The 23,495-nt window shown below is 60.2% G+C and carries 18 protein-coding genes, 1 pseudogene and 1 other annotated feature; of the genes and pseudogenes, 5 read left to right on the forward strand and 14 right to left on the reverse strand.

Annotated elements, in window-relative coordinates; translation table 11 throughout:
* Window positions 1–206 precede the first annotated feature (206 nt).
* The 3 genes from H8K20_RS07690 to H8K20_RS07700 are packed head-to-tail and all read left to right on the forward strand — an operon-like array spanning window position 207 to window position 4,359.
* Window positions 207–755 (forward strand): MarR family winged helix-turn-helix transcriptional regulator, encoded by a 549-nt coding sequence (locus tag H8K20_RS07690; protein WP_154867355.1) that lies wholly within the window; start codon window positions 207–209, stop codon window positions 753–755.
* Entirely contained in the window at window positions 752–2,479 is a 1,728-nt protein-coding gene (locus tag H8K20_RS07695; protein ID WP_154867357.1) for an ABC transporter ATP-binding protein, read from the forward strand. The genes H8K20_RS07690 and H8K20_RS07695 overlap by 4 nt, the downstream gene beginning before the upstream one ends.
* Window positions 2,479–4,359, forward strand: coding sequence for an ABC transporter ATP-binding protein (locus tag H8K20_RS07700; RefSeq protein ID WP_186487990.1), 1,881 nt, complete (start codon window positions 2,479–2,481; stop codon window positions 4,357–4,359). The genes H8K20_RS07695 and H8K20_RS07700 overlap by 1 nt, the downstream gene beginning before the upstream one ends.
* A 64-nt stretch (window positions 4,360–4,423) precedes the next feature.
* On the opposite strand, the gene H8K20_RS07705 is transcribed toward H8K20_RS07700, so the two are convergent.
* From H8K20_RS07705 to H8K20_RS07735, 7 genes and pseudogenes are all read right to left on the reverse strand, one after another.
* Window positions 4,424–4,990, reverse strand: coding sequence for a manganese efflux pump MntP (locus tag H8K20_RS07705; RefSeq protein WP_186487991.1), 567 nt, complete (start codon window positions 4,988–4,990; stop codon window positions 4,424–4,426).
* Between the two features lie 201 nt (window positions 4,991–5,191).
* Entirely contained in the window at window positions 5,192–6,532 is a 1,341-nt protein-coding gene (locus H8K20_RS07710) for an MATE family efflux transporter (RefSeq protein ID WP_186487992.1), read from the reverse strand.
* Window positions 6,525–7,388 (reverse strand): GNAT family N-acetyltransferase, encoded by an 864-nt coding sequence (locus tag H8K20_RS07715; protein WP_186487993.1) that lies wholly within the window; start codon window positions 7,386–7,388, stop codon window positions 6,525–6,527. The genes H8K20_RS07710 and H8K20_RS07715 overlap by 8 nt, the downstream gene beginning before the upstream one ends.
* 157 nt (window positions 7,389–7,545) lie before the next feature.
* Complete coding sequence (locus H8K20_RS07720) at window positions 7,546–8,454, reverse strand: nucleoside hydrolase (RefSeq protein WP_186487994.1); 909 nt, start codon at window positions 8,452–8,454, stop codon at window positions 7,546–7,548.
* A gap of 239 nt (window positions 8,455–8,693) precedes the next feature.
* On the reverse strand, window positions 8,694–11,195 hold the full coding sequence (locus H8K20_RS07725) for an AMP-binding protein (RefSeq protein ID WP_186487995.1): 2,502 nt from the start codon (window positions 11,193–11,195) through the stop codon (window positions 8,694–8,696).
* 2 nt (window positions 11,196–11,197) lie between these two features.
* Entirely contained in the window at window positions 11,198–12,607 is a 1,410-nt protein-coding gene (locus H8K20_RS07730) for an alpha-isopropylmalate synthase regulatory domain-containing protein (protein WP_105204749.1), read from the reverse strand.
* A 208-nt stretch (window positions 12,608–12,815) separates the two neighbouring features.
* Window positions 12,816–13,060 (reverse strand) — a binding site (T-box leader).
* A gap of 138 nt (window positions 13,061–13,198) precedes the next feature.
* A pseudogene (locus H8K20_RS07735) lies at window positions 13,199–13,762 on the reverse strand (flavodoxin family protein); the annotation flags it as partial.
* Between the two features lie 440 nt (window positions 13,763–14,202).
* Between H8K20_RS07735 and H8K20_RS13815 the strand changes: the two are divergent.
* Entirely contained in the window at window positions 14,203–14,346 is a 144-nt protein-coding gene (locus tag H8K20_RS13815; protein WP_243206198.1) for a winged helix-turn-helix transcriptional regulator, read from the forward strand.
* Window positions 14,347–14,882: 536 nt separating this feature from the next.
* Here H8K20_RS13815 and H8K20_RS07745 read toward each other — a convergent pair.
* From H8K20_RS07745 to H8K20_RS07760, 4 genes are all read right to left on the reverse strand, one after another.
* Window positions 14,883–15,308, reverse strand: a complete 426-nt coding sequence (locus H8K20_RS07745; protein WP_207721472.1) for a DUF3658 domain-containing protein — start codon at window positions 15,306–15,308, stop codon at window positions 14,883–14,885.
* 530 nt (window positions 15,309–15,838) lie between these two features.
* Window positions 15,839–16,783 carry a nucleoside hydrolase gene (locus tag H8K20_RS07750; protein WP_186487997.1) on the reverse strand — a complete coding sequence of 315 codons (945 nt, stop codon included), beginning with the start codon at window positions 16,781–16,783 and terminating at the stop codon, window positions 15,839–15,841.
* Between the two features lie 29 nt (window positions 16,784–16,812).
* On the reverse strand, window positions 16,813–17,748 hold the full coding sequence (locus H8K20_RS07755; protein ID WP_186487998.1) for a nucleoside hydrolase: 936 nt from the start codon (window positions 17,746–17,748) through the stop codon (window positions 16,813–16,815).
* Between the two features lie 99 nt (window positions 17,749–17,847).
* Complete coding sequence (locus H8K20_RS07760) at window positions 17,848–18,783, reverse strand: nucleoside hydrolase (RefSeq protein WP_186487999.1); 936 nt, start codon at window positions 18,781–18,783, stop codon at window positions 17,848–17,850.
* 360 nt (window positions 18,784–19,143) lie between these two features.
* Between H8K20_RS07760 and H8K20_RS07765 the strand changes: the two genes are divergently transcribed.
* A complete protein-coding gene (locus H8K20_RS07765) occupies window positions 19,144–19,971 on the forward strand; it encodes a polysaccharide deacetylase family protein (protein ID WP_105204755.1) in 828 nt (275 codons plus the stop codon).
* Between the two features lie 56 nt (window positions 19,972–20,027).
* Here H8K20_RS07765 and H8K20_RS07770 read toward each other — a convergent pair whose 3' ends face one another.
* The 3 genes from H8K20_RS07770 to H8K20_RS07780 are packed head-to-tail and all read right to left on the reverse strand — an operon-like array spanning window position 20,028 to window position 23,357.
* Window positions 20,028–20,987 carry a nucleoside hydrolase gene (locus H8K20_RS07770; protein WP_186488000.1) on the reverse strand — a complete coding sequence of 320 codons (960 nt, stop codon included), beginning with the start codon at window positions 20,985–20,987 and terminating at the stop codon, window positions 20,028–20,030.
* Window positions 20,984–21,898, reverse strand: a complete 915-nt coding sequence (locus H8K20_RS07775) for a nucleoside hydrolase (protein ID WP_186488001.1) — start codon at window positions 21,896–21,898, stop codon at window positions 20,984–20,986. Before H8K20_RS07775 ends, H8K20_RS07770 begins: the two co-directional genes overlap by 4 nt.
* Window positions 21,891–23,357 carry an MATE family efflux transporter gene (locus H8K20_RS07780; protein WP_186488002.1) on the reverse strand — a complete coding sequence of 489 codons (1,467 nt, stop codon included), beginning with the start codon at window positions 23,355–23,357 and terminating at the stop codon, window positions 21,891–21,893. The genes H8K20_RS07775 and H8K20_RS07780 overlap by 8 nt, the downstream gene beginning before the upstream one ends.
* Window positions 23,358–23,495 lie beyond the last annotated feature (138 nt).

Consider the following 23,495-nt stretch of genomic DNA (forward strand, 5'->3'; position numbering starts at 1 on the left):
AAGTTATTTTGCCAGGTAGTGGCCACCACGCACCTTTTTGCCCATCCGGCCAGATCCACATACTCTTTTTTATTTTTAACAAATGCCCCCTTGACAAACGGGCAACAGCTGCTAAAATATAATAAGCCGATTAACTATTAACCGGTTAATTTAAAAAGACGCCTTTTCCACATCTCACATCCCCCATGTAAAAAGGAGGTATTTATTTGGACCTTCGCGAGATCGTTCAGAAGATCAGCCGACTGCACCTGCTGCACCGGCTGTACATTCAAAAAACGGCACTGCAAAACCACCTCTATTTCGGGCAGCCGCCGCTGCTGGAATACGTGATGGATCACGACGGCTGCACCCAGTCCGACGTGGCCGAATTTTTGCACGTCAGCCCGCCGTCGGTGGCCACTTCCATCAAGCGGATGGAAAAAATGGGCCTGATCGCCCGTACCCCCGACCCCCGCGACGCCCGCTGCAACCGGCTGCACATCACCGATGAGGGCCGTCAGCTGACCACCGCTTTCCGTGCCCAGTTCGACTCGGTGGACCAGCAGATGTTTGCCGGTCTCTCCCCACAGGAGATCGAGCAGTTCATCGCCACCGTCGAGCACATGATCGCCAACTTGGCGGTAGGCCCCTATGCGGGGCTTGATAATATCACCCTGCGGCAGCAGGCGAAACAGCTCAAAGAGGCTGAGCACCGGGCCGCGCACAGCGGCCATCCCCACCCACCGCGCCCCGAAAGAGGAGGTGACCGGCGATGATCAAAAAACTCGCTCATTATATGAAGCCCTACCGGCTCTATGCGATCCTCTGCCCGCTGATGGTCATTGGCGAGGTACTGCTGGAGATCCGCATCCCGCTGCTCATGTCCAAGATCGTCGACGTGGGCATTCCCGGCCGCGACCTGGGTTACGTGGTGCGTACCGGCGCCATGATGGTCTGCATGGCTCTGGCCTCGCTCATCTGCGGGGCGCTGTCGGCCCGCTTTGGCGCCATGGCCAGTATGGGGCTGGGCAGCCAGCTGCGCGGGGCCATGTTTAAAAAGATACAGTCTTTCTCTTTTTCTAACATCGACAAGTACTCCTCGGCCAGCCTGGTCACTCGCATGACCACCGACGTGCAGAACACTCAAAACGCCACGATGATGGTCATTCGCATGCTGGTGCGTTCACCGGTGATGCTCGTCAGCGCCACCATCATGGCCTTCTCGATAAATTCCAGCCTGGTCACCGTCTTTTTGGTGGCCATACCGGTACTGGCCGTGGCGCTGGCCACCATCGCCATCACCGCTTTCCCCCGCTTTCAGTCGATGCTGCGCAAATACGACGGCATGAACGCCTCGGTGCAGGAAAACCTCATCGCCATCCGGGTGGTAAAGGCCTTTGTGCGCTCGCGCTACGAAAAAGACAAATTTAAAAAGGCCAACGAGGACCTCATCGGCGCCTCGCTGGCGGCCGAACGCCGGGTCATCTGCAACATGCCCATCATGCAGCTGGTGATGTACAGCTGCATCATCTCCATCTTGTGGTTCGGCGGCAACATGGTCATCGGCGGCAGCATGCTCACCGGCGAGCTCATCAGCTTTATCAGCTACGTCACCCAGATCCTCATGTCGCTGATGATGATCTCTATGGCCTTTATCAACCTGGTACTGTCCCGCGCCTCTATCTCCCGTATCGGCGAGGTGCTGGAGGAGGTGCCCGATATATCAGACGAACACGCCTCCGACGCGCCGGTAAAAGACGGCTCTATCGATTTTGAAAACGTCTCTTTCCGCTACCGCCAAGATGCCGAGAACGACGTGCTGCAAAATATCGACCTGCACATCCCCGCCGGCAGCCGGGTGGGCATCATCGGCGGCACCGGCTCGGCCAAGACCACCCTGGTACAGCTCATCCCCCGCCTGTACGACGCCACGGTGGGCAGAGTGAAGGTGGGCGGCCGCGACGTGCGCGACTACAAGCTTGACACGCTGCGCCACGACGTAGCCATGGTCCTGCAGAAAAACGTGCTGTTTTCCGGCACCATCCGCGACAATCTGCGCTGGGGCGACCCGAACGCCACCGACGAGCAGATCGTCGCCGCCTGCAAGATCGCCCAGGCTCACGACTTCATCCAATCCTTCCCCCAGGGCTACGACACCGATCTGGGTCAGGGTGGCGTCAACGTCTCGGGCGGCCAAAAGCAGCGGCTGTGCATTGCCCGGGCGCTGCTGGCCGGCCCCAAGATCATTATTTTAGACGACTCCACCAGCGCCGTAGATACCGCTACCGACCAGCACATTCGGCAGGGCCTGCAGCAAGACCTGGCCGGCACCACCACCATCATCATCGCCCAGCGCATCACCTCGGTGCAGGACTGCGACCAGATCGTGGTGCTGGACGAGGGTCGCATCGCCGACGTGGGCGACCACGAGACGCTGATGCAGAGAAGCGAGATCTACCGCGACGTGTACACTTCACAGCAGAAAGGGGTGGCCGACTGATGCCCAGACCGCGCACCAATTACCAAAAGCCCAAAAACACCGGCAAAACATTTCGCCGGCTCATCGGCTACATGATGGCCCGCCCCGCCGTGCTGGCGCTGGTGGTGCTATTTGTAGCCATCAGCTCCGGCGCCTCGGTGGCCGGCACCTATCTGCTCAAACCGGTGATCAACCGCTATATTGTGCCTTTTATCGGCAGCGGCTCGGCCGATCTTTCCGGCTTTATCGGCATGCTGTGCCTGATGGGCTGCATCTATCTGGCCGGGGCCATCTCCACCTACTGCTACAACCGGCTGATGATCTCGATCTCCAACCGCACGCTGGGGGCCATCCGCCGCGATCTGTTCGACCACATGCAGGATCTTCCCATCCGCTACTTCGACACCCACACCCACGGCGAGCTGATGAGCCGCTACACCTCCGACGTCGACACCCTGCGTGAATGTATCTCCCAGTCCACTCCGCAGCTGCTGTCTTCGGTCATCTCGGTAGTGGGCACCTTTACCATGATGCTGGTGCTCAGCCCCACCCTCACTCTGCTCATCGTGGCCATGCTCGTCATCATGCTGTTTATCATCAAGGCGGTAGGCAGCCGCAGCGCCCGCTATTTTAAAGCCCAACAAAAGGCCAACGGCGCCGCCAGCGGCTTTATCGAGGAGATGATAGAGGGGCAAAAAGTCGTCAAGGTCTTCTGCCACGAGCAGGCTGCCGTCGACGAGTACGCCGTCTTAAACGAGCAGCTGCGACAGTCGGCTACCAACGCCAACACCTTTGCCAGCATCCTCATGCCCATCATGGGCAACCTGTCTTACGTCAACTACGCCGCCACCGCTATGGTGGGTGCTTTCCTGGTCATCAGGGGCTCGATGGACATCGGCACCATCGCCTCGTTTTTGCAGTTCACCCGCTCCTTCTCTCAGCCCATCACCCAGATCTCACAGCAGTTTAACTCCATCCTCTCGGCGCTGGCCGGCGCCGAGCGCATCTTCGAGGTCATCGACGAGACCCCCGAGGTGGACGACGGCTACGTGCAGCTGGTCAACGCCCAAAAGGGCCCGGACGGCCAGCTCCGCGAGAGCGAGGGCCGCACCGGCCTGTGGGCCTGGAAGCACCCGCACCAAGACGGTACCATCACCTATACCCCACTGACCGGCGACGTGCGCTTTTTCGATGTGACCTTTGGCTACGAACCGGATAAGACCGTTTTGCAAAACGTCTCGCTCTACGCCAAGCCGGGGCAAAAGATCGCCTTTGTCGGCTCTACCGGCGCCGGTAAGACCACCATCACCAATCTCATCAACCGCTTTTACGATGTGCCGGAAGGCAAGATCCGCTACGACGGCATCAACATCGGCAAGATCAAAAAAGACGACCTGCGCCGCAGTCTGGGCATGGTACTGCAGGATACTCACCTGTTTACCGGTACCGTAAAAGACAATATCCGCTATGGCCGTCTCGACGCCACCGACGAGCAGATCGTCGCCGCCGCCAAACTGGCCAACGCCGACGGCTTTATCCGCCGCCTGCCACAGGGCTACGACACCATGCTCTACTCCGACGGGCAAAACCTCAGCCAGGGGCAACGGCAGCTGCTGGCCATCGCCCGGGCGGCGGTAGCCGACCCGCCGGTGCTCATCTTAGACGAGGCCACCTCCTCCATCGACACCCGCACCGAGGCGCTCATCGAAAAAGGCATGAACGAGCTGATGCAGGGCCGCACTGTGTTCGTCATCGCCCACCGGCTCTCTACCGTGCGCAGCGCCGACGCCATCATGGTGCTGGAGCACGGCCAGATTATCGAGCGCGGCAATCACGACGAGCTCATCGCCCAAAAAGGCAAGTACTACCAGCTCTATACCGGCCAGTTCGAGTTGTCGTAGACCCCATTAGGCCCCCTCTTAAAAAGGGGCGCTGTGTCAAGACAGCGGCCCTTTTTTCTATCTCTCACACCGTGTGCTCCAAAAAGATCTTCAGCCCGATACCGGCCAATATCAGGCCGCCGGCGATCTCGGCAAATTTGCCCAGCAGGTCGCCAAAACGGCGCCCTAAAAAGGCCCCCACAAAGCAGCAGCAAAAAGTGGTGAGGCCAATAATGGGTGCCGCCAAAAAGATGTTGGCCCCAATGGCCGACAGGCTCACCCCCAGGGCCAGCGCATCTACACTGGTGGCGACGGCCTGCACCAGCAGCAGTCTGCTGGTGAGTATCAGCGTGCGCCCCACCGCCGTGATCTGCCGCCCGTGCTGGCCGGCCTCACGCAGCATGCGCACCCCCAAAAAGCACAGCAGGATCAGTGCCACCCAGTGGTCAAAGCGCTGGATATAGCCGCTAAAACCATAGCCCACAAAATAGCCCAGCAGCGGCATGAGCATCTGCGCCAAACCAAAATACAGGCTGCACAGCAGCGCACAGCGCAGCATCCGCCCCCGGGCTGCCAGCCCGTTGGTGACCGATACGGCAAAGGCGTCCATCGCCATGCCAAAACCCATGAGCACCATGGTGTATATATCCAAATCGCCGCCCCCATTATTAAGCATTTGCGCCCCCGGCGGGGCAGGTCCCTACCAGTATACGCGGCCGCAGGGCCATTTTTGCCTGGTACGGCGCCAAAATATCCAGGCGATCGGCGCCCCCATCAAAAAAAGGAGCTCTCCCCGGTGGGAGAGCCCCTTTTTTATCGGCTCCGCGTCATTGCCGGCGCAGTACCGGTCCACTTACAGGTACCCGTACCGCTTGCGGCCCCGCCACAGCAGTACCAGCGCCGCGATCACCGTCAGCCCCTCGGCGATGGGCACTGCCAGCCACAGCCCGTCTACGCCCCAGAGCCGCGGCAGCAGCAAAAGCCCGATCGTCGTAAAACCAAATGTACGGGTAAAAGAGAGCCCCGCCGAGAGCTTGCCGTTTGACAGCGCGGTGAACATGGCTGAGGTGAAGATGTTGATCCCACTGGCCAAAAAGCTGTAGCCAAACAGCCGAAAGCCGGCGCGGCTCAGCTGGTACACGGTGCTGCCCGGGGCGGCAAATATGGCCGACAGCACCGGTGCGCCTATCATGGTCAGCGCAAAGATCGCCAGCGACGACAGACCGATAAAGCGCAGACAGGTGCCAAACACCCGCTTTTGCCGTCGGGTGTTGCCGCTGCCGTAGTTAAAGCTGATGATCGGCGCCACCCCCATAGAAAAGCCGATATACAAGGTGCTCATCAAAAACTGGGTGTAAAGCATCACCGTCACCGCCGCCACCCCGGCCTCACCGGCCAGTTTTATCATCTGGATGTTAAAGAGAAAGGTGGTCAGGGCGGTGGCCAGCTGGCTGACCATCTCTGACGAGCCGTTGAGACAGGCCTCTGCCAGCACCCGCCCCTCCCAGGTGGGGCGGCAAAAATACAGGCTGCCCCGCTTTTTCATAAACACCAAGAGCCCCGCCACCGCCGGGATGGAGTAGCCCAGCCCGGTGGCGATGGCCGCCCCCATGATCCCCATCTTGAGCGGGCCCATAAACACAAAGTCCAGCACGGCGTTGGTGCAGCCGGCCGCCAGCGTCAGCCCAAAGCCCAGCCCCGGGCGCCCGGCGGTGACCAGCAGGTTTTGAAACAGCACCTGCAGCATATTAAAAGGGGTGCACAGCAGTAAGACCCCCAGGTAGTCGCGGCAGTATGGGGCCAAGATCTCGCTGGCCCCCAGCGCCCGCACCAGCGGGTCTAAAAAAGACAGGCCCAATAGGGCGATGAGTGCGCTCAGCGCCACACAGCACAGCGCCAGCAGGCTAAAGGCGCTGCGGGCGCCCCGGTCATCCCCCTCCCCCATGCGGCGGCCGATAATGGCCCCGCCGCCGGTGGCCAGCATAGTTGCGAGCCCCACCGTGGCGTAGATCACCGGGCAGACGATGTTCACCGCCGACAGCGCCTCGGTGCCCACCAGACGCGAGATGAATACCGTATCTACAATGGTATACATGCCCATGAACACCATCATAAAAATGGTGGGAAAGGCAAAACGCAGCAGTGCCCCGGCGCCAAAATCGCGGTCCAGGGGGTTTATACGCTGCTCAGTCATCGCCTTCACCTCCCCGCTCTTCTGCCGGCAGCACAAAGCGCTGGGTGGGGTAGCCAAATTCGGTCAGCAGCTCCGATTCGGCAAAGCCCAGCTGCAAAAAAGCCTCCCGGTACCCGGTATCGGCCCGGTCGCCGGCCCGGTAGGTGGTAATACTCACCGGTCTTCCCGGCATATACCGCTCCACCACACACCGCAGCAGCGCCTCGGTCACACCGCGGCGGCGGTACTGGGGGTGCACGCCCAAAAAGTCGATACTCCCCTGCCGGGGGTCAAACAGCACCGCGCCGATAGCCGTTTGGTTCTCGCACAGCCACAGGGCCCGTCCGGCGCGCATATAGTCGCGCAGCACGTCGATATACTGCTCCTCGATCAGGCCGGGGAAACCGTCCACCACCAGTCGCACCAGCTGCATCCAGCGGTCGATGTCTTTTTCCCGCGCCGTCTGTACCCGCTCTGCCAACGCGGCGGTATCCGTCTCGGGCAGCGCCGGGTCGGGCTGCAGCACAAAAGCCAGCTGCAGGGGGTAAAAGGCCTCCTCCTCGCGAAACTGGCCCGGTGCCTTTTTGTACATGGCCTTAAAGGCGTCGGTAAAGGCCTGTTGGCTGGCATACCCCGCCAGCTGGGCGATCTCGGAGATAGGCCGGCGCGAGAACGCCAGCAGCTTGGCCGCCTCGGTCAGCTGACGGCGCTGTACGTAGTCGTGCACCGTAAGCCCCACCGCAGCGGTAAACATGCGGTGCAGGTAATATTTAGAGTAGTGTACCGCCTCCGCCACCTGCTCCAGGTCAAGCTTCTGGTCTAAGTGTGCCTCGATATAGTCGATGGCCGCCATCACGTTTTGGGTCTTTCCTGCCAAAACACATCCCTCCTTCGCCTGCCCATCATAGCAAAAAGCGGGGCGCTGTCTCTACATCATTCTTGCCCAACCAACCACCGCCAACCGCCGCCCATTGGCCGGCTCCGCCACACAAAAAGGCGGGGCGGCTGCAGGCCGTCCCGCCGGTGGTGACCCATCAGCCCCCATATTTGGCAAACAGGTCTAAGATCAGCTGCACAAACCCCTCTTTTTGCATGTGCATCGCCACCAGCGCATTGGGTCGGTCGCTGGCAAAATCGCACACCGTCTGCCCCAGCCGCAGCTGGTCGCGCAGCTCGATGTGCACCTGCGCCGGCTGGGCGGTGATGATCTCGGGGCGCAAGATCCAGGCCACCGTCACCGCGTCGAAGATAATGCTCTCACCATTTTTAAAGTCCTGCATCATCTCCCGCGCAAAGTAGCCGGCCGCCTCGTTTTGCAGCGCCTCCAGGCGCTCTGCATCCTCCACGCTCACCCGGCCGTCACGGCACACCTCTATGCCGCACATCACGATGGGGACACCGCTGCGAAACACGATATCCGCCGCCTCGGGGTCTACATAGATGTTGAATTCGGCAAACTCGGTGGTGTTTCCGCCGGCCGCTGCGCCCCCCATCAGCACCATGCGCAAAATGTTTTCTTTGCACTGGGGGTACTTCTGCAGCAGCTTGGCGATGTTGGTCAGCGGCCCCAGCGGAATAAGAGTCACCGGCTGCTCGCTCTTCTGAATCAGGTCGTACAAAAAGTCTTCTGCCGGGCGGGGATCTACCGGTACCCGCTCCTCCTTTGCCCCCGCAAACAACATGTGGATGGGGCGCCCGGTCTCGATCAGGTCCCGCTGCAGCGGCCCGGCTGCGCCGGCGGCAAACGGCACTGCGGGGTCGGTAAACGACAGGGTCCGCCGGGTGTTCTTCACCACCCGGTCTAAAGTCAGGTTGCCGGCCACCGCCGATACCCCCAGCACCTCCAGCTGGTCGCTGGCGATGGCCATAGCGATGGCAAAGGCGTCGTCCGAGCCGGTGTCGCAGTCTAAGATCACCGGCATTTTTACAGCTTCTATGGGCATAGTATCGCTCTCCTCTAGCACTTCTCTTCCACTCTAGTATACCGTTCCTGTCGGCAGCCGGCAACCTCACACCGGCAATTTTCTGTATGCCCCCAACACCGTGCGCCCCACTGTGCACCATGCCCAAAAAAGTATATCGGGCAACGCTGCAGCCCACTTGACCACCAGCGGCAAAAGGCCCCGGGGCAGGTCTTTGCCCCGGGGCCCTCGGCGGCGATGACACAGGCCGTCCGGCAGCTCTAGTCTCCCAGGCCCAGTTTTTTCACCGCGTCTTCACGCATTTTATACTTGAGTATCTTTCCGGCCACATTCATGGGGAACTCCGCCACAAAATCGATGTACCGGGGCACCTTGTGCCGGGCCATGTGATCGGCGATGTAGCCGCGCATCTCCTCGGCGGTCATCTGCTGGCCCTCTTTTAAAATGATACAGGCCATGATCTCCTCGCCGTAGCGCTTGTCCGGCACGCCGATGACCTGTACGTCCTGCACCTTTGGGTGGGTGAAGATGAACTCCTCGATCTCTTTGGGGTAGATGTTTTCGCCCCCGCGGATGATCATGTCTTTCAGCCGCCCGGTAATGCGATAGTTGCCATCCCGGTCGCGGCAGGCCAGATCGCCGGTGTGCAGCCAGCCCTCGGCGTCGATGGCCGCCTCGGTGGCGCCGGGCATCTTGTAATAGCCCTTCATGATGTTATAGCCCCGAGCCACAAATTCGCCGGTCTCGCCGTCTTGGCAATCAGCGCCGGTATCGGGATCGATGATCTTGCAGGACACGTTGGCAAAGGCGCTGCCCACCGTGTCAGTGCGCACCTCCAGCGGGTCGGTAAAGCTCGACATGGTACACCCCGGCGAGGCCTCGGTCTGGCCGTATACGCTCACGATCTGGCGCATATTCATCACCTCTGCCGCCTGGCGCATGAGGTCAGCCGGGCAGTTGGAGCCGGCCATAATGCCGGTGCGGATATACGAGAAATCGGTGGTGGCAAAATCGGGGTGGCCCATCATGGCGATAAACATGGTGGGCACACCGTTAAAGCAGGTGATGCGCTCGGCGCTCACACAGGCCAGTGCCGAGGCCGGCGAGAAGTACGGCAGCGGGCACATGGTGGTGCCGTGGGTCATCGAGGCGGTCATCGACAGCACCATACCGAAGCAGTGGAACATCGGCACCTGTATCATCATGCGGTCGGCGGTGGAGAGGTCCATGCGGTCGCCGATATACTTGCCGTTGTTGACCACGTTGTAGTGGGTGAGCATAACGCCCTTGGGAAAGCCGGTGGTGCCGGAGGTGTACTGCATGTTGCACACGTCGCCCGGGTCGACCTTGGCCGCCAGGCGGTAGACTTCCTCTACGGGCACGTTGTCCGCCCGCTGCATGGCTTCCTCCCAGCATAGGCAGCCGGGCACCTTGCAGCCCACGGTGATGACGTTGCGCAAAAACGGCAGTCGGCGGCTGTGCAGCGGCTGGCCGGGACGGGTGGTGGCCAGCTCTGGGCAGAGCTCCTGCACGATGCTCTTGTAGTGGGCGTCACGAAAGCCCTCCACCATGATCAGGGTGTGGGTGTCCGACTGGCGCAGCAGGTACTCGGCCTCGTGGATCTTGTAGGCGGTGTTCATCGACACCAGCACCGCGCCGATCTTGGTCACCGACCAAAAGGCGATGAACCACTGGGGGATGTTGGTGGCCCAGATGGCCACATGGCTGCCCGCTTTTACCCCCAGCGAGATGAGCACCCGGCAAAACTGGTCCACGTCGTCGCGGAACTGGGCGTAGGTGCGGGTGTAGTCGAGGGTGGTGTATTTAAAGGCGTACTGGTCGGGGAATTCCTCCACCATGCGGTCGAGCACCTGCGAGAAAGTCAGGTCGATGAGGTCGTCTTTCTTCCACACGAACTGGCCGGTGTGGGTGGTGTTGTCGTACAGGTGGTGCGGTGCCCGCGACGGGCTGCCGAACTGCTCCATATAGGTGACGAAGTGGGTAAAGATGACCTCCATATCCTGCAGGCCCGGCATCCACTGGGGGTCCCATTCCAGCGAGATAAATCCGTCGTAGTTGATCGAGCCCAGCGCCCGCATGAGCTGATCCATGGGCAGGCTGCCCTCGCCGATAAGGCAGTACACCGGCCGGCCGTCTTCCCCCACGGTCGAGTCTTTTACGTGCACGTGGCGCACATAGGCCCCCAGGTTCTGGATGGTCTGTTCCGGCTGCTCGCCGTGGTCGCGATAGGGGTGGTGCAGGTCCCACAGCGCCGCCAAATGGTCAGAGGCAAACCGGTTGAGCAGGTCCCGCAGCGCCGCCGTATCAGAAAAAATGCCCACCGTCTCTAAAAGCAGCGTCACCCCCAGCTCCTCGGCCCGCGTTACCAGCTGCTTTAGGCAGTCGCCGGCGGCCTCTACAGCGCTCTTTCCGCCGCTGGTGGCGTGCACCCGCACGTAGGGCACCCGCAGGTCTTTGGCCGCCTGCATACAGGCGGTCACCTCGGCCACAGTATCGGCCCGGCCGGCGATATCCGAGATATCGCACACCGAGTCGAGGCAGGGGATGGAGAGCTGTTTTTCAAACAGGTCGCGCACTGTGGCCGCGGCGTGGTGGGGGCCAAAAGGCCCGTGCTTGCCGGCCAGCTCCCCCTGGTGGATGCCCCGCAGCTCAATGCCCTGCATGCCGGTCTCCCCGGCCACAGCTACAAATTCCTCCCAGCTGTACCCCTGCCAGCCATTTATCGAAAACGAAAGTCTCATTGCTACATCTCCTCGTATACGATCTTGTTGAGCGCGTTCATGTACGCGTGGATGCTGGCGCCGATCACGTCGGTGGATATACCCTGCCCGGCGTACAGCTTGCCGCCGGCCCGCAGCCGCACCAGCGCGGCGCCCATAGCCTCACGGCCCTCGGTCACCGCCTGGATCTGAAAGTCGTCCAGCTCGTAATGGTGGCCGATGATCTGCTCAATGGTCAAAAAGGCGGCGTCGATAGGGCCGTCGCCCACACAGATACCGGGCATGATGCGCCCGTCTTTTTCCAGTTCGATCTGGGCGCTGGCGGCGATCACGTTGCCGGCGTTGATGACATAGCTGCGCAGCTTGTAGGTGGGGGGCACCTGCAGGGCGTTGGTGGCCACGATGACTTCCAGCTCCGGCAGGCTCACCTCTTTTTTGGCGGCGATGTGGCAAAATGCCTCGTACACCTTGGCCATGTCGTCCTCCGAGAGATCATATCCCAACTTTTGCACCGCCCCGGCCACCGCGGCTAGGTCGTCGTGGGCGCTCAGGGCGCCGCCTTGCTGGGCCTTACCCACCCCGTGGTCAAACGGCGAGCGCCGGCTGCGCTCGGTCTCGGCCATCCAGCGTATCTGGTCGATGGTGCGCTGCAGCTCGGTCACCCTGATGTCGGTGTACACCGAGCAGGCGTCGCCCCTGGCTCTGATGATCTGGCTCATGGCCCCCATGCCCGGGCAATCGGCGGTGCAGCAGCTCACCTTGATCTCGTCGGCCCCGGCCCGTATGGCCGATACCGCACAGGCTACCGCCATGCCCAACTCGTCGCCGCAGGCGGCCCCCAGCGACACCTGCCCGCAGGCGGGTACCGCTTCTTTCACCGCCCCGATAAAGTGGCCAAACTCGCTGGGCAGCATGGTGCCGGCTGTATCGGCCAGGCTCACGACAGTGGCACCGGCGGCGATAGCGGCTTCTACGGCGCGGTACAAAAAGTCCTGCTCGGCACGGGTGGCGTCCTCGGCCAAAAATTCCACCTCGCCGCACAGCGTCCGGCACCGCCGCACCAGCATGTCGATCATCTCCAGCACCGCCGCCGGCTTTTTGTGGCAGCTGTACTCCATCTGTACCGGGCTCACCGGCACCGCCACCTGCAGGCGCGGTCTTTTGGCCCCGCGCACCGCCTCCCAGGCACTGTCTACCCCCGCCTCGCTGTGGGCCACCGGCACGCTGACTACCGCCTGTGCCGCCAGATTGGCGATAGATTTGATGAGCAGTGCATCCACCTGGGGATCGTCGATGGCCGATACCTCGATGACCGGAGCGCCCACCCGATCCAGCAGTTTGGCGATCTCTATTTTTTCTTTAAAGCTCAGCTGGGCGGCCGATCCCTGCCGCGCGGTCTTTAAGGTCATGTCTGCCAGTATAATGTTGCGCATAGTATCTCGCTCCTGTCTCTCACGCCCGGCCCGAGGCCGGTCAAAACCTCTCTCAACAAAAAAATCCCCGAGGTCTTATATAAGACCTCAGGGACGGATGTGCTCCGCGGTACCACCCTGTTTACCGCCCGCCGTGCAGCTTCGCCGCGATACACAGAGCCAAAATGCATCCGCCGATAAAAAAAGTCCCCGAAGCCCGGTATCAGGCTTCAGGGACGGAAGATCTTCCGCGGTACCACCCTGTTTATCGCCGCTGCCGTATAGCGCGCGATCACTTTTCGGGGCTCTAGCAAGCCCCTATCCGATAACGGGGAAACCGTGGCTCCTTACTCGGCTTACTTTAGGGAGCCCTGCTCGGGAGGCAGACTGCACAGGTCTTTCAGTACCGGCTCGCACCCGCCGCCGGCTCTCTGGAACGCTCCAGACCTGGCATAATTCCGTCAAAGCATTTTGTCATGTCGTAGGTTTAACATACTATACCGCCCCGGCGCTTGTCAAGACCAGAACCAATAAATATTTTTTTACTTTTTACGGCGTCCTCAGCCTGTCCGCCAGCCCGCACACCGGCAGCACCCGCTGCGGCCACATCTGCTACCGCCCCGCATCAGTACCGATACGCGCAGCCATCTGTACGCCGGCGTCAAAGGCGTTTTGGCAGCCGCGGGGAAACTGTTCCTGGTGCCAGCGCCGTTTGGCCGGCTCGTCCCAGTAATCAGCCCGGTATTGACTGTAGTCGGCGAATTCGTAGGTGTCAAAGGCATATACCCGCTGCGGCTCGGCGTAAAAGGTGTAGGAGAAGTACTGCTCGGTGTCGCCGAGTACGGCTGGATAGCCCCGCCGGCGCATCTCCTCCTCGGTGACGTTCATGGTGTAGAGCACCGCCGTCTCGATCTTTTGCGGTGCCAAATTCCCGCCGCCCCGCTCAAACGAGTGGTACTGAAAAAATAGCCGCTCCAACAGGCCCCGCAGCTGGGCGGTGATCTGATGAAAATAAATGGGCGAGGCAAAGGCGATCCCATCGGCCTGCCGCAGCTTTTCCAGCACCGGCTGCAGGCCGTCACGATAGCTGCAGCGCCCATAAGTAGGGCCCCTGTGCTTGCACAAAAAGCAGCTGCGGCAGCCGGTATAGTCCAGGTCAAAAAGGTGAATGGTCTCCGCCTCTGCCCCCGCCTACCGCGTCCCCTGCAAAAAGTGTTCCAACATGGTAGCTGTGTTCCAGTTTTTGCGCGGCCCGCCGTTCACCCCGTAGATCTTCATCATATACGCTCCTCACTTCTGTACTCTTTATGGGTTTGCTTTTGTCAGTTTCTATTTTAAAAAAGCAGGTGTAAAGTAGCAAGTATGCACTTTTTTTGGTGAGTGCTATCAAAAAAGGAAATATTGCCGTGAAGACTTATAAGGGGCAGACAGCCGACAGTCAACATACCTATTTTGACTATATGTTATCGGTCATAGGCAGCAAATGGAAATTGCTGATACTCTACAACCTAGGTAAGTACGGAGGGGCTGAACTATAGCGAACTGCGGCGCACGGCGGACAGCGGACAGTGTGACCTATCAAACGCGCAGTACCACCCTCACAGAGCTGCCCGCCGATGGGCTCATCCATCATCTACCGACGCGAATACCCGCAGATCCCACCTAAGGTGGCGTATCGTCTCACCGGGAAGGGGCGCTCCCTGCTGCCCATCCCGGCCGATATGTGTCGCTGGGGCGAGTTACATCGGCCGCCGCACTAGACAAAAGCTACCGACCACCGGCCCTCTGCCCCCACATCTCGACATTGTCGGTCTACGACCAGCAATATTTAACCAGAAAAGATGTGGTCCGCTATCGCGCGGGCCGTATCTTTTCCGCTCCCCACTCACCTTTTTCCGCTTTTTTCAGCCGCAAGCTGCCGCCGACACACAACGGCAAAACGATCTGTCTGCCCCGCTGGCTACAGCCGCACAGGTCCTCTGCCGGCAACGTTTCGCAAGGAGTACATCTCCCAACAAAAAGCACATAGCTGCACCCCTCTAAAGGGCACCCTGCCGGTAGCGGAAACCGGGCCGTTTAGCGCCCCAGGCCTGTTTTGAAGTTTTGAAGTGGGGGATACTGCCTATCGTGCGCATAGCCAGGTGCGCCGACGCCCGAGAGATCGCCCCTTCTCCGTGTACCTATTCTCACCCAAAAAGCTGCCGATACCATCACCGCGCTGCCCGCCTATCCTCCCTCTGTGCACTGTCTGGGGCAGTGCTGTACCCCATTTGTACAGGTGCTGTCTCCGCACAACTCATGCCCGGCGCAGCACACCGCTGTAGGGGTGGTCTCCTGTGGCGGGCCGTACCCAGAGCAGCGCCCCAGCAGCTGTCATGTCAAGCAGGCGCTGGTGCAGCCACCAGTCGCTCACTCCCGGCAGCCCAGCCAGTGCCCGCCCCAATACCTGGGCCTCTACAAAGGGGCCGTCTGGCATAGCCCGCAGCAGACAAAAATCATAAAAATCAGCTGGCACGCCCATCAGACGTCCATTCACCAGTGCCCGCAGTGGGTCGTCCTGCGCGGCCAGCTCGTGCCAGCGGTGCGCTGCCGCCTGCCGCTCGATGGCGCTCAGCGTCAGGGTGTTCCCCAGCAGCGCCGGCACCTCGGCCGGGTCGAGCTCTCCGGTGCCGCGCCGGCGCTGTAGCACCTCTTCTTTGCGCACCCAGGTCGGTACTGGCAACACCTGTATTGGGGTAGGTGTTTCCGGCAGATGCGCACAAAGCCACAGCAGTCCGCACAGCTCATCCGGGGCCTCTAGGCTGATCCACGCCCGTATCGGCTCTCTGTCTGCTGCTGCCTGCGCCAAACGCTGTACCGTCTGCCGGTTCTGCGCCTACATGTCTGCAACCGCACCACCATAGTCGGCCAGCAGCGCGTATAAAATCGCTCGGCGACACTCTATATCTCGGTGCGCACCACCGATCCGGCCGATATCCAGGGCCAACGTCAGTGGCCGCACCTCACCAAGGTCTGCTTTGGCAGCGCCGGGCAGGTGGCGGACGCACTGCAGTGCGCCTGCGGCACTGTCGCCAAAGGTAAGTTCTATTGCCATGTTCGTCTCCCATTCTCGCGCAGTCCCGGTCGGCCGCTACTCTTTTTACCGCGGCGATCCGTATCTGTCAGCACTGTCTAAAAATTCTTATAAAAGGGGAGCAGGGCCGCCGCACGGCACCCCTGCTCCCCTTTTTCTCACGGTAGATCTGCGCCATATCAGCGATAGAACGCGATCATTTTTTGCAGCATGTCTTTAAAGCGGGCCTTATCTACATACATCGCCACATCCACATTGGGCGTGCGCCCTAAATGCCCCCCGCGGTCGACCACCGTCTGGCCAATGCTCTGGCTGCTCTCGGTCTCGCAGGTGACGTAGTACGGCGCCGTTTTCACCATATCCGGGTCGATCAGCGCACCCACGGTGATGGCATCGTGCATGATCAGGTCCCACCGGCGGCCCTGCCGCAGGATCTCTTTGATAAATTTGTTGATAGCCGCCAACAAAAAGGTGATCGCACACGGCGTGTCGGTCAGCTGCTCAAACTCCTCCAGCGTAAACTCGGCGTGCCGGGTGGCATTCAGCCCCACCATGGTCACCGGGATACCGCTCTTAAAAACGATATCACAGGCGTGCGGGTCCACCCACACATTAAATTCGGCGTAGGGGCTCACATTGCCGGTAGTGGCCGATCCGCCCATCATATAAATGCGCTTTACATAGTGCCGGATGTCGGGGTGTTTGAGCAGGGTGATGGCGATATTGGTCAGCGGACCGATAGCCGCGATCACCAACTCGCCCGGATGAGCCAGCGCCTCCTCATAGATCACATCCCAGGCAAATTTGTCCTCCTGTTTTGCACCCGCCCGGTTCTCGATCAGCACACCGGCCATCCCGTGGCCACCGTGGATATCGTCTTTATTCTGGTATCCGGCCAAGCCGTCAAAGATCAGCGCCCGCTCGGCGCCTTTTGCCACGCGGCAGCCACCGCCCATAAAGCCGGCCAGTCGCACCGCGTTGTCGCTGGTGTACGTATAAGAGGAGTTGCCCGCCACCGGTGTCAGCGCCAACAGGTCTATATGCGGGCAGCTGTTAGCCAGCAAAATAGCTACTGCGTCGTCCGTTCCCGGGTCGCAGTCGATGATCAGTGGAATTTTCTTCACGGCAGATCCCTCCCTCAACTGCCGGCCTGCTACTGGGCGTAGCAGGCGATGCAGTCGCGCAGCATCTGCACAAATTTCTCTTTATCTGCCGACATGGCCACATCCACATTGGGCTCGCGGTGCAGATGGCCCTTAAAGTCCACCACCGTCTGGCCCACGCTCTGGCTGCTCTTGGTCTCGCACACCACATAGTACTTCTCGGTGTGCAGCACAGTCGGGTCGATGACCGCCGCCACAGCCAGCGCATCGTGCAGTGTCACTGCGTCGGGCCGGCCCATGGCTTTGTGGCTCTCGATAAAGTACTTGCGCATGCCCCGCAGCAGCAGGTCTATTTTAGTGGGCTGGGTCAGCAGCGCCTCCTGCTCCTGGCCGGTCAGGGTAGTCATCCTGGTGGCGTCCAGCCCCACCATGGTGATAGGCACCCCGCTCTTGAACACGATGTCGCAGGCATGGGGATCTATCCAGATGTTAAACTCCGCATAGGGGTTGGTGTTGCCGGTGCCAAAGGCGCCGCCCATCATCACGATGCGCTTGATGTTCTTTTTGGCTTCGGGGTGTTTTAAAAAGGTGATGGCGATGTTGGTCAGCGGGCCAACAGCCAGGATCACCAGCTCGCCGGCGGCTCTCTCAGCCTCCTCGGCGATCACGTCCCAGGCATATTTCTCGTCAAAATCTCTCTTGGCCTTGGGCAGCTCTACCCCGCCCAGGCCGTTTTCACCGTGCACGTCGGGGATGGGGTTCACCCCGCCGATGACCGGCCGGTCAGCGCCCAGCGCCACCCGGCAGTCGATATTGAGGTACTCGCGCAGGTTCAGGTTGTTGGGGCCGGTGTGTTTTAGCTCTACATTGCCGTTTACCGCCGTCAGCGCTCTAATGTCCAGCTTGTCGCTGCTGTTGGCCAATACGATGGCCCAGGCGTCGTCGGTACCGGTGTCGCAATCTATGATAACAGGGATCTTATCCATATATGTAACCGCCATTTCTCCGCGCCGTATATAAATCCTCGCCCGCCGCCGCGCGGCAGCGCCGGGCACTCTTTTCCTGTTTGGTGTACGCGCCTTTGCCTATTTAAATTTGCGGCAGGCGTCGGCCAGCATGCCCACAAACTTCTCGCGGTCCAAGTCCATAGCCACCTTGGCGTTGGGGGCTTTACCGGTCAGGCCCAGAATATCACAGACGGTACAGCCCTGGGTGTAGCCGCCGTCGATATCTACGGTCACATACATGTCCTCCAGCTTTACCGGCGTATCCGAAAGCAGGGCCGCCACAGCCACCGCGTCGTGCATGGGCACCTCTTTAAAGTTGGTACCGGGCAGGTCGTGATCTTTAAAGAAATCCATCAGTCCGGCGATCAGGTCGCCGCCCTTGGTGCCGATCTGGTGGAACTGCTCGATCTCCTCGGCGGTCACTCTGGCCTTGTTGGTGGCGTCGAGCCCGCACATGATGATGGGGATACCGGAGTCAAATACCACTCTGGCCGCCTCGGCATCCTCCCAGATGTTAAATTCTGCCGTGGGCGACCAGTTGCCGCCAATGGCCGCGCCGCCCATCAGGCTGATGCAGCGGATCTTGTCGTGCAAATCGGGGTTCGACAGCAAAAAGATAGCGGTATTGGTCAGCGGGCCCATGGCCACGATGGCCACCTTCTCGTCGCTCTTTCGCACGATGTCGGCCATAAAATCGCAGAAGTTCACATCCAGCGACTGGTGGGTGATGGGGGGAAACACCGGGCCGTCGAGACCCGACTCGCCGTGTACGCTGTCGGCGATGCTCAGCTCCCGCGAGAGCGGCTGACTGGCGCCTTTGACCACCTGGATATCGGTGCGGCCCAGCCACTCCAGCACGCGGATGGCGTTGGTCGAGGTGTTTTGCAGTGTGCTGTTGCCAGCCACCACCGTCATGCCTTTTACCTCCAGCTCATCGCTGGCCAGCGCCAGCGTCATGGCCATCGCGTCATCGTGGCCCGGGTCGCCGTCTAACAAAATCGGAATACGTCCCATTTTCTCGTCCTCCTGTTTGCCCTTATTTTCCCGCCCCGCCAAAAGTGCCCGCTGCGGCGGCAAAACCCCGCAAAAAAGGCCCGTCCCACGGGCGGCAAGTCGGTTTTTTCCTATGATTTCAGTATACCGGCTGCCTTTAAAAATTACAATCTTTTTTTGGTGTTTATCCACCTCCTTGCATGAAAACAGCCTGTCTCACCAGCTGTTATTCGTCTATTTGAATAGTTTTAAAACATAGTTTCTGGCATGTTGTACACCTCATCTACCGAATACACCACCTGGATTTATAGAGAGCGGCGCATATTCTGGCGCCCGGGGCGATATATCTGGTAGTACAGAAAAAAGCTAGAAGGTGTCAATATGAAATGTATCACGATCCGCCTGAGAAAACGCATGCTGCTCATTCCCGTGGGGGTGGTGGCTGCCGTAGCGCTGGCCATCGGCATCGGCAGCCACCTAAAGGGGCAAAAAACGCAATACTGCAATTTCCCCGACGGTTACGGCGAGCACATCGAGACCACCGCCCCATCCGATGCCATCGGCACCGGGCAAAAGATCGCCTATCTCACCTTTGACGACGGCCCCAGCGACGAGACCGAAAAGATCCTCGACTGCCTGAAGGAGAAAAACGCCAAAGCCACCTTTTTCGTGCTGGGCACCGAGCTGGATAAGCGCCCCGACCTGTACCGCCGCATCGTCGACGAGGGCCATGTGCTGGGGCTGCACTCCTTCTCCCACGAGTACAAGAGCATCTATCAGAGCCCCGAATCGTTCTTTCAGGACCTGAATATGCTCAAAGAACCGCTGGAGGCTATTGCCGGCCAGCCCATCAGCGCCTATCGCTTCCCCGGCGGCTCCTCCAACACGGTACACCGCAAATTCAGCAACGTCAGCAATTTTATGGACACCGTTATCGAGCAGCTCACCGCCCAGGGGATCCAGTATTTCGACTGGACCGTCTCGGCCGACGACTCGGTAGGCTCTAAAAAGAGCACCGATTACCTGGTTAACAAGGTGGTCAAAGAGTCTCTGGAGCAGGAGACCCCGGTCATCCTCATGCACGATGCCCCCGGCCACGATACCACCGCTGCCGCCGTGCCCCAGATCATCGATCAGCTCACCGCTCAGGGCTACACCTTCCAGAGCCTCTCCGAGTCCACCCCCTGCCACCACCAGCGGTATAATTGATCTCGTCGCTCAACTACAGATAAAAAGCGCTGCCCGCAGGCAGCGCTTTTTGGCGGTCATCTTTCCTCGTAAAAGGCAAACATCTGCCGGTACAGCTCGGTAATGCGCGCAGCGTCAACCTGCAGCGCCACCTCACAGTTACGGGGTCTGCCGCTCACCCCGTCCCAGTCTACCAGCGTGCGCCCCACAGACGGCGTGCCGCTCACTTCGATCAAAACAGGGTAGCGGCGGCAGCGCAGCAGCGTATCGTCGATCATACCCGCCACCGCTACCGCATCGGGCAGCTCGGGCACATAGTGCAAAATGTCTGTGTCGGGGCGCCAGCTCCTGGTCTGCTCGGCGCTGTAATCCATCATCTGCCGCAATTTTGAGAGTACCGCCCCCGGCCGGTGTATGCCGCTCTGCCACACATCTGCCGCACAGACCCCCTGTGCGGTGCAGTTTAACCCCACCATGCGCAGATCGATACCGCTCGTAAATACGATGTCTGCGGCCAGCGGGTCCTCCCAGATATTAAATTCGCCGTAAGCCGAGTGATTACCCACTGTCGTCGAACCGCCCATAATGTGCAATTTATCGATCATAAAGGCGGCCTCGGGGTGTTTGCGCAGCATGATCGCCACATTGGTCAGTGGCCCCAGCGCCGCGATCTCCAGTTTTCCCCGGCACCGGCATGCCTCATCGTAGAGGATATCCCAGGCTGGGCGCCGGTCAAGCTCTCTGCGGGCCTGGGGCAGCTGTACGCCGCCCAGCCCAGTTGGTCCGTGTACATATTCGGCGGTGATCAGGTCGCCCATCAGCGGCGTCTGTGCCCCGGCGCCGACTGCACAGTCTAAGCCTATCAGGGCCGCTGTATCTCTGGCATTGGCCGCTGTATATTCCGGCCTCACATTGCCGCCCAGGGTGGTGATCGCGCGAATGTCGAACTGCTGGCTGCTGTGGGCCAGCAGTATGGCTACAAAGTCATCGATGCCCGGGTCGCAATCGATGATCAGCGGTCGCTTTGCTCTGCTCATCCCTGTCTCCTCCTGTCGGCACTGGCGGCGGTGTCAAACAGCCACTGCACAAATCTTTGCCGTACCAGCGCCAGTACCACGTCGGTATTGGCGACCTTGTCAGGGTAGTACCCCGACATGAGCGCCACTGTACTGCCGCGGGTATAGGTGCCGTTTAGATCGATCTCTACCGGGTATCGGCGCAGGTTCACTTCATCGGGCCGGCACAAAACGTAGATGGCAGCTGCCCGGCGCAGGCACGCCGCATCTTTAGCCAACTCGGCCACCAGTCTGCCAATGTCGCCGCCACGGTCGTATAGGCCGCGCCTCTCGGTCGGACACATATAACAGGAGGTCTCTACATCGGTGCCGCACATGATCAGCGGCATGCCCGAGCGAAAGACGATCTGCGCCGCCTCCGGGTCGCACCAGATATTGTGCTCCGCTGCCGGTGTGCGGTCTCCACGCACTGTACCGCCGCCGGCGATCACGACCCGGTCCACCTTCCGGCACAGCTGGGGGTAAGCAATCGCCAGGTCGGCCAGGTCGGTCAGTGGGGCTACCGCCGCCAGGCATATCTCTCCCGCTCTGCCGCGTATAACCTCTGCCATAAATTCTGCTGCCGGCTGCGGTGGGCACAAAAATTCTGCCGGGGGCAAAAAAGCGCGATCCACCGGCGGCTCTTCACCCGTCTGAGCAGCCAAGTGGCTCTGGCTGCACAGCGGCCGCCCGTTCCCCACATAAATGGGCAGCTCTATCTGCAAGTACTCGCACAGGCGGGTCACTGTTACCGCTGTCCTGTCGGCCGCCCCCCACCTCCCGGTACAGGTCACCCCCTCTACACTGAGCTCCTCGCTGGCACAGGCCAGCACCAGTGCCAGCAGGCTGCCATCGCTGCCGTCTACATCTATGATCAGCGGTTTCTTATGCATCTTCTGTCACTCCTGTCACCTCGTCTGGGGCCCCTTTTTGCGCACCGCCGTCAGGCAGCTGCCCATCTTTTGGCCAGCTGCCGGCAGTGACACCTTTGCTTTTCCACCGGCCCGACAGATAGCGCCCGGTGGCACAGAGCGCCTCAGCTCCCCATCCAATGACCATCGTTGCCCACAGGCCCTGATATCCCATGCGCGGCGACAGCACGTATGCGGCGGCCACCTTTACCAGTATGCTGGCAAAGCCAATGACCATGCAAAACGTCACGTCACCGGCACCTTTGAGCACCCCTTCTGCCGAAAACAGCAGCGCCATAAACAGCGACGATCCAAACGTCCAGACCAGGTACGAGCTGCCGGCCTCGATGACCGCCTGTGCGCCCTGACCCGAGATAAACAGGCTGATCAGCGGCTCGCGCAGCAGTATGGCCGCCGCCCCCAGTACCAGCGCAAAGAAAAGCGATATGAGCAGCCCCCATCGGTAGCCGCTGCGCACCCGCTCGGTCTGGCGAGCGCCCATATTTTGGGCTGCAAAAGCTGTGACCGCGATCGAGATGCTGGTGATCGACATCATGATGATATTTTCAAACTTGATGGCTGCTGTATAGGCCGCCATGATCTGGGGCCCAAAACTGTTTACGAACCCCTGCATGATGATGATCCCGCCCGAGATCGCGATCTGCTGCAGCGTAGCGGGGACCGCCAGGCGAATGATCTCCCACAGCACCGACAGCTGAAATTGCCGTGCCAGCGTCTCTGTCGGCTGTAGCTGACTGCCGTCCTTTTGCTGCTCCTGCCGCTCCATCTGCCGCAGCTGCTTTTTTAAAAACACAAAGGCCAGCACCGAGGATACCGCCTGCGCGATCACCGTGGCCAGCGCTACCCCCGCTACCCCCATATCAAAAGCCAACACGAACAGCAGGTCCAACACGATGTTCACCACCGAGGCCACCACCAAAAAAGCAAGCGGCATCTTAGAGTCTCCCAGTGCGCGAAATACTGCCGAGAGCATGTTGTAGGTAAAGGTGAACACCAGTCCCAGCAGGTAGATGCGCATGTACACCAGCGACATGGGCATCACCGAAGCCGGCGTGCGCACCAGCGCGAGCAGCGGGCGGCACAGCAGCACACCAGCCAGCGATAAGACCAGCGAGAAGGCGATCGAAAACACTGTGCTGGTCACCACCGCCTGCCGCACCTTCCTGCTGTTGCCGGCACCAAAATGCTGGCCGATATAGATGGTGGCGCCGCTGCTCAAGCCAAAGGCCAGAGCGGTGGCACAAAAGGTGATGGTAAACGAATTGCCCACCGCCGCCAACGCGTCAAAACCCACAAAGTTGCCCACCACCACCGAGTCGACCATGTTGTACAGCTGCTGAAAGATGTTGCCCAGCAGCATAGGCACAGCAAAAAACAGGATCGTCTTTCCCGGTCTCCCGGCTGTCAAATTTTTGGTCACTACAGTTCTCCTTTCGGCTGACAGTTGCACAGCGCCGATAAACGGTTATACTCTCGTGGCCTGCAAAAAAGCGCGTGCAGAATAGACTGCACGCGCTTTTAAAGTTTCATTACAATAACAGAGCGCAACAAAACTGTG

The sequence above is a fragment of the Neobittarella massiliensis (ex Bilen et al. 2018) genome (assembly GCF_014269355.1).
In the GTDB taxonomy this organism is placed as follows: Bacteria; Bacillota; Clostridia; order Oscillospirales; family Ruminococcaceae; genus Neobittarella; species Neobittarella massiliensis.